The 13,099-nt window shown below is 45.9% G+C and carries 12 protein-coding genes; 1 reads left to right on the forward strand and 11 read right to left on the reverse strand.

Going from position 1 to position 13,099, the window contains the following annotated elements:
- Window positions 1–12: 12 nt before the first annotated feature.
- The 4 genes from ABEW34_RS08235 to ABEW34_RS08250 form a co-directional block, all read right to left on the reverse strand.
- Window positions 13–1,557: an extracellular solute-binding protein gene (locus ABEW34_RS08235; RefSeq protein WP_430156936.1), complete on the reverse strand. Its 1,545-nt coding sequence runs from the start codon at window positions 1,555–1,557 to the stop codon at window positions 13–15.
- Window positions 1,558–1,650: 93 nt separating this feature from the next.
- The gene (locus tag ABEW34_RS08240; protein ID WP_430156939.1) at window positions 1,651–2,520 is read right to left on the reverse strand and encodes a carbohydrate ABC transporter permease; all 870 of its coding nucleotides are present in this window, start codon (window positions 2,518–2,520) and stop codon (window positions 1,651–1,653) included.
- Complete coding sequence (locus ABEW34_RS08245; protein ID WP_430158510.1) at window positions 2,520–3,422, reverse strand: ABC transporter permease; 903 nt, start codon at window positions 3,420–3,422, stop codon at window positions 2,520–2,522. Before ABEW34_RS08245 ends, ABEW34_RS08240 begins: the two co-directional genes overlap by 1 nt.
- Window positions 3,423–3,610: 188 nt before the next feature.
- Complete coding sequence (locus tag ABEW34_RS08250) at window positions 3,611–3,817, reverse strand: hypothetical protein (protein ID WP_430156942.1); 207 nt, start codon at window positions 3,815–3,817, stop codon at window positions 3,611–3,613.
- 264 nt (window positions 3,818–4,081) lie between these two features.
- Here ABEW34_RS08250 and ABEW34_RS08255 point away from each other — a divergent pair, with 264 nt between their 5' ends.
- Entirely contained in the window at window positions 4,082–5,566 is a 1,485-nt protein-coding gene (locus tag ABEW34_RS08255) for an Lsa family ABC-F type ribosomal protection protein (protein WP_430156946.1), read from the forward strand.
- 117 nt (window positions 5,567–5,683) lie between these two features.
- On the opposite strand, the gene ABEW34_RS08260 is transcribed toward ABEW34_RS08255, so the two are convergent.
- From ABEW34_RS08260 to ABEW34_RS08290, 7 genes are all read right to left on the reverse strand, one after another.
- The gene (locus tag ABEW34_RS08260; RefSeq protein WP_430156949.1) at window positions 5,684–6,205 is read right to left on the reverse strand and encodes a MarR family winged helix-turn-helix transcriptional regulator; all 522 of its coding nucleotides are present in this window, start codon (window positions 6,203–6,205) and stop codon (window positions 5,684–5,686) included.
- Window positions 6,206–6,244: 39 nt separating this feature from the next.
- A complete protein-coding gene (locus ABEW34_RS08265) occupies window positions 6,245–7,054 on the reverse strand; it encodes a lysophospholipase (protein WP_430156952.1) in 810 nt (269 codons plus the stop codon).
- A gap of 210 nt (window positions 7,055–7,264) precedes the next feature.
- Entirely contained in the window at window positions 7,265–7,996 is a 732-nt protein-coding gene (locus ABEW34_RS08270) for a metallophosphoesterase family protein (RefSeq protein WP_430156955.1), read from the reverse strand.
- A gap of 292 nt (window positions 7,997–8,288) precedes the next feature.
- Entirely contained in the window at window positions 8,289–9,647 is a 1,359-nt protein-coding gene (locus ABEW34_RS08275; RefSeq protein WP_430156958.1) for an FAD-binding oxidoreductase, read from the reverse strand.
- A 138-nt stretch (window positions 9,648–9,785) separates the two neighbouring features.
- Window positions 9,786–11,099, reverse strand: a complete 1,314-nt coding sequence (locus tag ABEW34_RS08280) for a serine hydrolase domain-containing protein (RefSeq protein ID WP_430156961.1) — start codon at window positions 11,097–11,099, stop codon at window positions 9,786–9,788.
- Between the two features lie 182 nt (window positions 11,100–11,281).
- A complete protein-coding gene (locus tag ABEW34_RS08285; protein WP_430156964.1) occupies window positions 11,282–12,391 on the reverse strand; it encodes a sensor histidine kinase in 1,110 nt (369 codons plus the stop codon).
- Complete coding sequence (locus tag ABEW34_RS08290) at window positions 12,376–13,050, reverse strand: response regulator transcription factor (RefSeq protein WP_430156968.1); 675 nt, start codon at window positions 13,048–13,050, stop codon at window positions 12,376–12,378. The genes ABEW34_RS08285 and ABEW34_RS08290 overlap by 16 nt, the downstream gene beginning before the upstream one ends.
- Between the last annotated feature and the right edge of the window lie 49 nt (window positions 13,051–13,099).

Here is a 13,099-nt window from a genome sequence, read left to right on the forward strand (position 1 = left end):
TCCGCATACCGCTTATTCCTTCACTTTGGCATACCATTCTTGGACGCGCTTGGTGACCGCCTCGCCTCCGGCTTTATTCCAACGCTCCACGAACTCTTCAAATTTTTCTATTGGCCATTCGCCAATGACGATTTTCGTCAGATATTCTTGAAAAAGCTTATGAGACTGGATATCCGGGAAGCCTTCGTACACCGTATTCGGCAATCCGTCGCCAGCGATTCGACGCGCATCGGACGTGCTGACCGCGAAGACATCCTGCACCATCTTCTGCATGTCTTCCGGTATCGTCTCCTTGATCCTTACATCCATGTCTTCCTTGGTCGTCAGATTGCGCATCCCAAGCGCGATAGGGCGGCTGTCCTCTGGCGGCAATATGACCTTCTTGCCGTTTACGACTTCATGCTGCTGGCCCTCGATGCCAAAGCGAATAAATTCATCGTTGCTTTGGTCATAGAAAAAATCGAGCAGCTTAAGAGAATATTCGGCTTTATCCTTTGCGGCAGTCGGAATCATCCACTCCGGCTCGCCCATGCTCTTCTGCGTCACAAAGCCTTCAAAACCTTCGGCCTTAGGTACCGGCATGCTGACTACGTAAGCATCCGGCGCTCCTTTGAGCATCGCCGTATAGCGTTCGCGGAGGTTGGCTGGAAGGTGATACCAGCTGCCGACCAGATTATTGTTGATTTTGGCCTGCCAAACATCGCCTTTGTTCAGAAACGTCTCATTGTCCAACAGCTTCTCTTCATATAACTCACGTATATATGCGATAGCAGCCTTCATATTTTTCGTAACGCCAGCGTATTGAATCTTTCCTTCATAGATATCCCATTCCGGTACGCCTTCCCACATCGCGACACCATACATGCCGAACAGGTGGTCCATCCACTTGCCAAACTCGCGTCCCGACGTAGGCAGCTCATCCGCTTTGCCATTGCCGTTCGGGTCCTTGTCCCGGAATGCCCGCAGAACCTCTTTATACTCCTCTGTTGTTTTCGGCAAAGACAATCCTACCTTGTCAAGCCAGTCCTGACGGATCATCGGCGCCCGCTCGGGTACCAGAAACACCTTAGGCACATAATAAATATGGCCGTCTGGGGAAGCTGATCGTACGATATCCCATGCTTCTTCCGGAATGTTCTTCCATACATTAGGTGCATACTTCGGCAGCAAATCATCGAGCGCTAGAGCGCCGCCCTGCTTGATTAACGTCTGCTCGATGCCCCCAATAGGACGGAGAATGTCCGGCAGATCATCGGATGCAATCATCAAATTCAGAAATTCCGTTGGCTCCGAGCCCGGTGCCGTCGTCAGCAGTTCGTATACAACCCCCGTCTTCTCCTCCACATATTTCACATGCTCATTATCTTTGCCTGGAATGGTTCCTACGCCCATATGGCTTTTGAATACTTTCACCGTAACGGACATATTCTTCTCCGCATCATTCACGGAAGCTGCAGGCTTCTCTCCATTATTGGAACAGCCCGAGAGAATCGAAACGACCAGCAGCATTGCCAAAGCGGATACTCTGGCCGACTTTCCAAAAACAGGTTTCATCATGTGTTCAGTTCCCCTTTTAATGAGATTAAAACTATATATCAAGCCAGAAATCCGGCTTCATACCTCATTTTCTTCCGTCCTAAAACCCATCCATTATTCTTTCAAGGAGCCCAGCATTGAGCCTTTCACAAAATATTTTTGCAAATAAGGATATACGAGCACAATCGGGATGGTAGCGAATAAAATTGTAGCCGCTTTCAATGTTGTCGTATTAAAATCGTAGTCACCCAAAACCAGATTGACTGCGGCAAGCTCCTCCGGAGAGGTCAAATAAGCGCGAAGCTTCGTTTGCAGCGGCCATTTCTCCGGATCGCGGATGAACAGCACCGCCCGCTGGAAGGTATTCCAATAGCCTACCGCATAAAACAGGCTTACGGTGGCAATCACCGGCTTCGAGAGCGGCAAATAAATTCGGAATAAGATGCCGGCCTCATTGCAGCCGTCGATCCGTGCGGAATCATCAAGCTCTTTCGGAATACCTGTAAAGAAGGTACGGATAATAATCATATTGAACGTACCGATCACCCCTGGTAAAATGAGCGACCATAGCGAGTTCATCATACCCAGCTCACGCACCGTTAGAAAGAACGGGATCATCGGCGCATTGAAGATCATGGTAATGATAATACCGAGCATGATCGGCTTGCGGATAAGAAATTGCTTGTGCGATAACGGGTAAGCCGTCAGCACCGAGAACAGCATGCTCAGCAAAGTTCCGGCCACCGTTATATAAACGGTGATACCGAACGACCTCCACAGTCCAGTGTTCTGCAAAATATGAGTCCAGGATGCCGTCGTGAATTCAACGGGGAACAGAAACACCTGCTTGGAATCCGCCGCGATCGGCGAGCTGAAGGAGACGGCCAGCAGTTGAAGGAGCGGAAGCAGCATCGTAGCAGCCGCAGCGATTAGAAACGCGTAATTGAAAAACTGGAATAGTTGATCTCCTGTAGTCTTTCTCATCACCACAACCCCTGTTCTGTTTTTCGAGCCATACGGTTAAATATCCACAATAGCATGAATCCGATGACCGACTGGAATAATCCGATCGCTGTCGTGACGCTGTACTGCCCTTGCAGCACGCCTGCCCGGTATACGTACGTCTCGATGATATCACCGACCGAATACGTCATCGGCGTCAGTAAATTATAAATCTGATCAAAGCCAAGCTCCAAAAAATTTCCAATATTCAATAGGAACAGTACCAGTATCGTCGGGAACATGGTAGGCAGCGTAATATGGATCGTCTGCTTCCATCGGTTTGCGCCGTCCATCACGGCCGCTTCATATAAGCTTGGATTAATGCCTGCGATCGCGGCCAAGTAGATAATCGTTCCCCAGCCCACATCCTTCCAAATGCCGGAGATAACGACGATAGCTCGAAAATATCGCTGCTCCTGCATGAACAGAATCGTTTCCTGCCCGAACCATCCGCGCAGCATATTGAAGACGCCCTGGCTTGACAGCAATTCGAATACGATGCCCCCAACGACGACCCAGGATAGAAAGTGCGGGAGATAAAATAAACTTTGCATGACCCGCTTGGCAAGCATCAGCCTGACTTCATTAAAGAGAAGAGCTAAAATAATCGGTGCCGGGAATCCAAAAACAAGTTGGTAAAGGGCGATTGTCGCCGTATTCCTTAATACTAAATAGAAGTCCTCATACGTGAAAATAAATTTGAAATTGTCGAGCCCTACCCACGAGCTGGACAGGATGCCTTTGAAAATCTGATAGTCTTGAAACGCGATCACGCTGCCGGCCAGCGGTAAATATTTAAATACGAGATAATAGATGATGCCAGGCAGTATCATGACGTAAAGCATCCAATACTTTCGCATATTAACGAGATAACGATTCCCCATCAAGTTGAATTTCCCAGTCGATACGCGAGTGGAGCCGGGCTCCAAATGATCCTGCGTATTTGCCATCGTGAACCTCCTTCGCTTCTTGTAACGCCATCTTACCTGTTCAAGTGCAGGATAAACAATTGATCAATTCAACAGGGCACACACAAATCCGCGATCTCGCCTAAACTGGACGAATAGCGCACTCAGACCGCGATAGGTTGATGAACAAGTGCGGCTGCCGCACCGTTCGGATGCATTTCTCTCGGCATGAAAAAAAGCCGCAGCAGCAAGGCTTCAGCGGATTTGTTGATGCTGTGGCGGATTGGTTTGTTGACGCCTTGCGGCATATCCTCATCGTCCCGATCGGCAAAGCGGTTACTCTTGGAGTTACCGCCAAGCTCCCGCCGCAAGGTTGCAACCCTACAAAGGGTATGTTAAAATTCACTAAACTTAACGATAGGAGTTGAAGAGGATAATGTAGACTTTTCTTGCTGAACGTTTGAAGAATGAAACATCGTGTTTTGTTCTTTGCGTGCAAGAAAGTTACTTATTCTTTTCACTCAAATATATAGGCTTTTTTGGCCCGCATTGGGCTGAATTTGCTGTATTTTTTGAGCTACAAGAAGGGTAACTTTCTTGTAGCTCTTTTTATTTTTTCTAAAGGGGGAATTTTCATGTCCTTAATTAAAGTGACGAACCTTACATTTGCCTATGAAGGCAGCTACGACAACATTTTTGATCAGGTTAGCTTTCAAATCGATACCGACTGGAAACTGGGCTTTACGGGAAGGAATGGCCGGGGAAAAACGACCTTTCTTAACCTCCTGCTCGGCAACTATGAATATAGTGGCACCATTTCCGCTGATGTCAGCTTTGAATATTTTCCATTCCCTATCGAAAATAAGGAACACAATACGCTGGATATCATCGATCACATATGCCCGGACTATCAGCATTGGGAGCTCCTGCGCGAGCTTTCCCTGTTAAAGGTGTCGGAGGACGTTTTATACAGGCCCTTCAATACTTTATCGAACGGTGAACAAACGAAAGTGCAGCTTGCTGCCTTGTTTCTTAAGGAAAACAGCTTTCTGCTCATCGATGAGCCGACGAACCATCTGGACATCCATGCCAGAAAGCTGGTCAGCGATTATTTGAAAGCCAAGAACGGCTTTATTCTCGTATCCCATGACCGGGCATTTCTAGACAACTGCGTGGACCATATTCTGTCGATCAACAAAACCAGCATTGAAATTCAGAGAGGTCATTTTTCCGATTGGTGGGAAGACAAACAACGTCAGGACCACTTTGAGATGGCCGAGAACGAGAAGCTGCGCAAGGACGTCAAGCGGCTGAACGAAGCGGCAAAACGAACGAGCGGCTGGTCGCATGAGGTGGAGAAAACGAAAAATGGCACCCGTAATTCGGGCTCCAAGGTCGACAAAGGGTACATCGGGCACAAGGCTGCGAAAATGATGAAGCGTTCCAAGTCGCTTGAGCACAGGCAGCAGTCGGCGATCGACGAAAAATCCCAGCTTCTGAAAAATGTTGAAAGCTCGGAAAGCCTCAAAATTTCGCAATTGGCTTATCATAAGACCCAGCTGGCAGAGCTGGATCACATCTCGATTCAGTACGGTGAGCAGTCCGTTTGCCGCGACGTCAGCTTCACAATCGAGCAAGGCGATCGCATTGCTCTTGCTGGCCCGAATGGCTCTGGAAAATCAAGTCTCCTTAAGCTGATTTATGGCGAGGAAATCCCTTTCTCCGGGACGTTCCGCAAAGGAAGCCAACTGAAAATTTCCTATGTATCGCAGGACACTGCGCATTTGCGAGGCCATTTGTCAGCTTACGCTGCAGAGAATGGAATCGACGAAAGCTTGTTCAAAGCGATTTTAAGGAAGCTTGATTTTTCTCGTGTCCAATTCGATAAGGACATAACCTCCTTCAGCGGCGGCCAGAAAAAGAAGGTATTGATCGCAAAAAGCCTTTGCGAGCCCGCCCACCTGCACATTTGGGATGAACCGCTCAATTTTATCGACGTCATTTCCCGGATGCAAATCGAAGAACTGCTGCTGGAGCATTCACCGACCATTCTCTTTGTGGAGCATGACAGCGAGTTTTGCAAGCATGTTGCGACAAAGGTTGTGGAATTGAAGGGCTAGAAATTTAGCTTCAATAAATATAAAAAAGGAATTCCCCTTCAAGCCATTTTGCAGCCTGAGGGGAAATTCCTTTTAAATAGGGGATGAGTCACGCCACTTTCACTGATAGTAGCGGATTTACTCATTTACAGCATCAATTTTTATTAGCTTGCGCGGCTCTTGTTCTTTTTCACCATACCATAGCAGCACATCAGCAAATAAATCTAAAATACGAATGAAGTTTTCCTTGTCCGCCTCTGACACTTGGTCAGCATACTGAAAAATATCATCAAAGCAAATTTGGCGGACAAATGCCGTGTATTTTGCATACACCTCGCGTCCTTCGGCAGAAGGTTTTACATATATATCCTTGCGGTTGCCGCTTAAATGATATTTCTCCAATAAGCCTTTTTCCTCTAAATTTTTAACGTTTTTGGAAAAGGTGCTGCGACTAACGCCAAGTCGTGCGGCCATTTCCGACATCTTCTCATCCTTGTCCTCCGCTTCCAGAATATATTCCAGCGTCTGAATTTGCGAGGCAGAGAACATCACATCTGTTCCATAGCTTCGCTGCAGCTTATAGGTGTTTGAGTAAGCATTCCCGTACTTAATGATCTTCTCAATAAGTGCTCGATGGTTGCCCATCCATTCTAATTTCATTGGGATCCCTTTCATCTTAAAATTCATCTTTTATAGAAATCAGATTCGTTGTTCCATCCAAGCAACGGCTTCTTCAATGACCTCGTCGCGACTTGGTTCGTTAAATATTTCATGCATGAGATGCGCATAAATTTTCAACGTTTTATCAGTAGAAGCAATATCTCCGTAAAAATCACGAGAGTCCTGTTCACTAACAAGCCCGTCATTAGCTCCATGTAGAACTAAAACCGGATCAACAAATTTCTTCGCGTGTTGTTTTAGCCACTCTACTCCATACCCCAGGCTATTGAATAGATCTACAGAAATTTGCTTTTCTACTAGCGGATCATTTGCGTAAGCGGATACAACCTCTGGATCACTGCATACTCCGCTGCCAAGCTCATTTGGAAAATACGTGCCCGATGGAAGCGCTAGCGGCAGTTCTCCGGCGACCTTCGTATGATAACGGGTTAGCGCTCCTGATAAAACAATCCCTTTTACTTTGCCTGGGTATTTGGTTCCAAAAGAAGAGGATGCAAAGCCTCCCATACTATGTCCGATCACAAAAAGAGGGGTATCGCCGCTCTCTTGTAATGCCGCCTCAACAATGACATTTACATCTTCAATCATTTGATGAAAATCGTTGTAGAAGGTACGCGGACCTTCTGACCTGGCATGGCCACGATGGTCAAAACGATATACATTAAAACCACGCCTATTTAATTTTTCCGTTAAATAATCGTAGCGTCCAGTATGCTCGCATAAACCATGAACGACTACAACTGCGGCCTTGGCATCACTGACCACATTTTTACTGAAATAAAGCTTTGTACCGTCAAAGGATGCGATAGTAGTTTCTATAATACTCATAATAACTCCCATTCCTTTCGCTACGCTCATGCACAAACAGATTGAAATCCACCAGCCCTGAGCGTTTTTAGTATGCTTAATGGTTGGCTGCCCAAAAATTTATATTCTTTTAAAATAATATTGTTTCTTGTAGAAACAATATTATCACCATCACAACCTTTTGTCCACGCAAAATTAAAGCGTTTTCAATATTCTGTTTCACAATTTTTCTTAAGCTTCCGTACATTTTGAATGGTTTACGTAAAATCGACCGACTTTGCCATGAACCAGCTCTAGGCAATTGAGCTGTCCTCCAAAGGAACAACCACCGTCAATACCTATCTTGTCTCCGCCCAGCCAGATCTCACACGAACCGTGAATATCCTTAGTAACCGTATGGCCAAAGACAACAACCTTTTCCATACGGGTTTTGTTCCTGTAAAACTCTTCCTTGATATAAAGCAAGTCATGAACATTCTGCTCAGATAATTGGGATACTAAAGGATTTAAACCTGCATGCACATAGATGTAATCGTTATCCTCGTAATAGCAAGGAAGATTTTTCAGAAAGTCCATATGAGAAGAAAGCTCCCCCATAATCACATCTCGTACTTCCTTCAAATGATCTAAACCATTGCTTTTGGTGGTCTTACAGTAACTTTGTAAAGTTTCGCTGCCGCCTTTTTCAAAAAATGTAATGATTTCTTTTTCACTCGCCCGATTCTCTACCACCCTAACAAAACGATGGTCATGGTTGCCTTGTAATGCAATTGCCCCCTGCTCTTGGACTAAATGCATGACTAGGTCAACAACCTCTTTACTTTCCGGCCCTCTACTTACATAATCCCCCAGAAGAATCAATCTATCTCTTACTGAACGATAATCGACTTTTTCCAAGAGTTCTATAAACTCCCGGTAACAACCATGGATATCGCTAATTACCAATGTTCGTTCCACATTCATACGTTTTCTCCCTTGCTATGAAAGGTTAGATTTCACCAAAGCGATCCATTTATATTTGAATATATTATCCTTTATAGGATACCACGCAAAACCTTTCTCAAAAACATCACTAAATATAGGGTTTACTTTGAAAATTGGAGAATTTATTAGGACACTGGCTGGCTCCCACAAGAGCTTGTGGGAGCCAGCCAGTGCACCCCTATATTTATTCTCCTTCGTTGTCTGCATGCCTACAACGAAGGAGTTTTTAACCATATAGAAAAATCACTGAACCAGCTAGCCGGAAAAATAGTTACTTAACCGTTGATCTACGAGCCGGAGTAATACTTTGGGGGTTTCTAAACACATTTTTAGGGTCATATTTAGCTTTTATTCTCCGCAGTCTAGGATAGTTCGCTCCATAGTATACCGGCCCGGAATTTTTTATTCCTTGGTCAGGAACGTTTATATAGGACCCCACGATATAAGGCTGCAGCTTCCGGCGTGTCCTGCGAACGATGGCGATATTTTTGGCAGCTTCCGATTGCTTGATCCATGAACTGTTCCACTCGACATAGAACTTCGCTTTACGCCAGTAGAATGCCGTTGATCGAGGCGCTTTACGGCTTACAGCCCCGCCCCAGTTGAGGAAAAAGAATCCCGCGAACTCCCCCTCTACGTTTTCCAAAAATTTACGCATGGACTTTATCGCCTTATCGGGGAACGGCTTTCTTCCGAAACCGGAGGAGAACTGGTTACTGAATCTTTGCGTCAGCACCGGATCGGGAGGCAATAGAAATTTCACGGCTTCCGTGTACGGCAACAACCGGATGATGGTGCTCGTTGGCGTTCCGACGCTCGTAACGGGCTTTAATAGGCGAATCGCCTCCGTTTTTGATCCGAGGAATAGCCCTTCCATGGACACATTGCCGCCCTTCTTCGGGCCGATCGATAATTCGCTGCCTAGCTTGTTATTGACGAAAGGCGCCCATTTTTGCCAGGCTTTGAGTACCGCTTCGAATTGATGCCATGGCCAGGTGATGCGATATACGGTCGCCTTGGCTGGCGCGCGATGTACTTTAAATTTATATTTGGTGTATACGCCAAAGTTGCCGCCCCCACCGCCGCGGGAAGCCCATAGCAGATCAGAATTGCACTTTTTGTTGGCACGAATAATTCTGCCCTTCGCGTCAACCATTTCGAGTTCGAGAAGATTGTCGCTGATGAGGCCAATCGACCGTTGGAGCGGCCCGATCCCTCCACCGAGGGTAATTCCGCCGATGCCAACAGAAGGGCTGTCGCCAAAAGGAGCTATAAAGCCTTGCCGTGCAAGCGTGTTTGCGATTCTCCCCACTCTATTGCCCGTCTGGACAACAGCTGTTCCGCATTTTTTATTTAATTTAATTTTCTTCATGTCACTTACATCAATGACAATTCCTCCGTTGACCTGTGAAAGGTTAACTTCGAGAGAATGTCTTCCGCTTCTTGGTCGAATCGGTACCTTATGGTCACGGGCCCATTTTATCGCGTTGGCCACATCTCGTGTTCTTTGGGCAAAAACAAACACTTTAGGAAATTTGTCCGTATGGGGATCCCAATTTTTACGTGCCGTTTCATAACCCGTATCGCCTTTAAAAATAACGCGCCCGGTAAGCTTCGTTGATGATCTCAATAACCGCATCTCCCTTTGAGTAGATGATTAACACTGTTATCCAACATAAGGCACCATATATCGTATGAAGGACATTCGCGTAGGGAATGGGCTAATGTAATGAAATAATTTCAATCTATAGGTGGCCTGCAATACCCCCTATCTAGTTCGGAAAAACAATCGGTAACGGCATACCAGATTCGTTATATTTACTAGCGATAATACAGCAAGCCATATGATTAGAGATGACATGGTGGTCCATAATCCAATCCAAGGCAGCACACGCCCCGCACCAATAAATGCGGCTAGCTGGGGCAGGGATAGAAGAATCAAGGCAGGCAGCAGCCTCCCGACCGATGAAATAATCAATTTCCCAGCTGTTATGCTCTTCTTGCTCCTATACATTCGGATGATTGCAATGCCTCCCCAAAGGACCGTTCCAATTACCAGCACTACCATAACCGTCTCCATGCTTCTGCTGTTAAAAACAGAAGTTTCAGCTTTCTCTCCCTTTAAAATCCGTGCAATCCCGTCGACAAAAGCGGAGTAGTTAACAAAAGCATTTAAACCCGAATCAAACATGATCGCGACGCCAAGCTGCTGATCCAAATCTATCGTTTCTTCCGCTTTATACGTCCAAAAAATTCCGCTATGGGAAATCGTTCGGCCCCCTTGCTCATCTTCTTCTGCAAGCCACCCCATTCCATAAGGACCCCTCTGCCCAGCTGTATGGAATTGCTCCATAAGCTCCGGTGCAAGAAGACGGGAATGATATTGAGCAAGCATCCATTTTGCCATGTCTTCTGCAGTTGAAACAATACCGGCAGGACCGTCAATAAACCAAGAGGGCTCAGCCTTGCTTACTGGATAGCCAAACCATAGATAATGCCCCCGCGGTATGGCAGGATTCTCAATGATTTGCTGTGTGCTGCTGACGTTGAAGGTATGTTTCATCCCCAAGGGGTCAAACACATTTTTTTTCAAATAAACAGAGAAGCTTTGTCCGCTTACTTTCTCCACAAGCAGAGCCAAATACTGATAATTAGGATTGTGGTAGCTATAGGCTTTTCCTGGATCGTTGGCAAGCTTAACCGCGATCAATGATCTATTCATCTCTTCCAACGACTGATATTGGGGGGAACGGGTCATGTCGGGCTCTACTTTGTCAGTAAGACCGCTTGTCTGATTTAGCAAATGCCGGATCGTAATGTCCCGGACACGCTCATCCTCTGGCAATAGGTCTGGAAAGTAGGATGCATATGGCGCGTCAAGCTCGACGAGGCCTTGTTCCACCAGCTGCAGAACGGCCAGCGCCGTAAAAGACTTGCTTAATGAGGCGATGGGAAAGGGGGTACTGCCGGTTATCGTCCGACCATCGGAAAATACACCATAACCTCGTGTATAAAACACATTTTCGTTAAGGGTTATGGCAAGCGATGCACCCGAAATATGATTGACTTTCATGTTATTCATAACATAGTCATCCATTTTCCGGAGTATTTCTTCCTTATTTCGGACTTCGAAAGCGGAAGCTGGTACAGCAAAGCTTGACAAGATCATTAGCAAGCAGCTCAAGCATAATAATAATTTTTTTCGCAAGACTATCATTTCAGCACTCCTTATTCCTTTGATAAGGTAATGCTAATGCATCATTTTCAACTATTTATCAACTCTGCAAAGAAACTTGCCGTTACTTTTCCGCCACCGTCTGATCCGTTTTCTACCTGCAGACCTCCCTCATGCTTCTCACACAATACTTTACAAATATATAGTCCCAATCCATGATGCGCATGAGCCTCCCCTACCTCTCCGCGATAAAAAGGAAGCTTGGCCTTCTGAAGTGCCTCATCGGAAAAGCCAGTGCCGTCATCCGTAACGGTGAACGTAAAAAAGCCTTTGCAGAAGCGATAATGCACATTTACACGGCTGGAAGCATAGCGCGCTCCATTAGCCAGCAAATTCTCAAAAACCTGCATGACCAAATGGCTATCGACAGCTATTTTGTTCGAATCCGCAGCGATGGACGAGTCGAACGACTTAGCATATTGTCCGGCAATTTGTCTGGCGCTCTCATTCAGCAAGGAGGTTAGATGATGCATATCTGTCTCACGGCCTAACACCTGCATATCCTCCAACTTCTGAATCGAATTCATCACTTCCGTGTAGTTTTCGAGACGCACAATATGAACCTTCATCGTTTGAACCATATCCAGAAGCTTTTCCTCGGATATCTTTTTTGCGGGCAAATAGGTGGTCAGAAAATCAGAATAGCCTTTTAGGACAGAAAGCGGTGTTCTCAGGTCATGGGCAAAAATAGCGTTGAGTTGTTGGCGTTCCTCTGCCGATCGCCAAAGAGCTTTATAATTTTTTTCCAATTGGCCGCGCATGTTTTCAAATACTCGACAGAGCTCGCCCATCTCATCCTTGCTATCATAAGAAAGATGAAACCCCAAATCGTTTGCCGAAATTTTCTCCGATGCCTTCATCAATATTCCAAGCGGCTCTTTCAGTTTCCATCTATAGAAGAGGAGAGCCATCAACACTATTCCGACGGCAACCGTTAGCAGGACCATCGTAACGAGTGAAGGCATCACCCAGCCGATTACAGAGGAATCGTCAGCATACCGCTGCCGGATTCTTTCCGCCCATTCAAACTCAAGGGTGATGACGGCCATCACCATGATTAACGTAAGGCAGCACAAAAAGATGAAGGACTGCAGCAAGGTCATATTTTTCAGCTGCAGCCAGCCTATGATTTTTGCCATTTGTAACCTACTCCCCAGACGGTAGCTATCGTGTTTTCACTGCCATGCTCTTTTAATTTGAAACGAATTCGCCGGATATGTTCTGCTATCACGCTGCTGTTGCCTTCATTGCCAAATCCCCATATTTTTTCAAAAATACGCTCTTTATCAAATACCATGCCGGGATTCATCGTTAAAAGCTCTATAATATCAAACTCTTTTTTGGCCAGGGAAATTTGTACCCCATGACAATAAAGCGCACGAGCCGAATAATCAATGACCAAATTTTCACTTAGCATAATCGATGTTTTATTTTGGTTTCGCATTTCCCTGCGTAGATGCGCCTCTACCCTTGCACCCAATTCATGGATGCTGAACGGCTTGACAATATAATCGTCTCCCCCGGCCTGGAAACCTGCTATTTTATCGGCCTCCTCGACGCGAGCGGTTAAAAATAAAATGGGACAGGACACAAAACTTCGGATTTTTCTGCATAATTCAAAACCATTCAGCTCAGGCATATTGATATCCAGCAAAACAAGGTCCGGTTGGCTTTCCATTCGCCGCAACGCCGCGGAGCCGTTCTCCGCAGTCATAACGAAATATCCATTCATTTCAAAATAATCCGTCAGCAGTTTTCGAAGATCGGCTTCATCATCGATTAACAGTATTTTTTTCATTGGTTTTCCCTACTTCCTCATTTCAAATCAGCTATATTGAGCATAGCAA

Origin of the sequence: Paenibacillus algorifonticola, assembly GCF_050481745.1 — a bacterium.
Lineage (GTDB): Bacteria > Bacillota > Bacilli > Paenibacillales > Paenibacillaceae > Pristimantibacillus > Pristimantibacillus algorifonticola_A.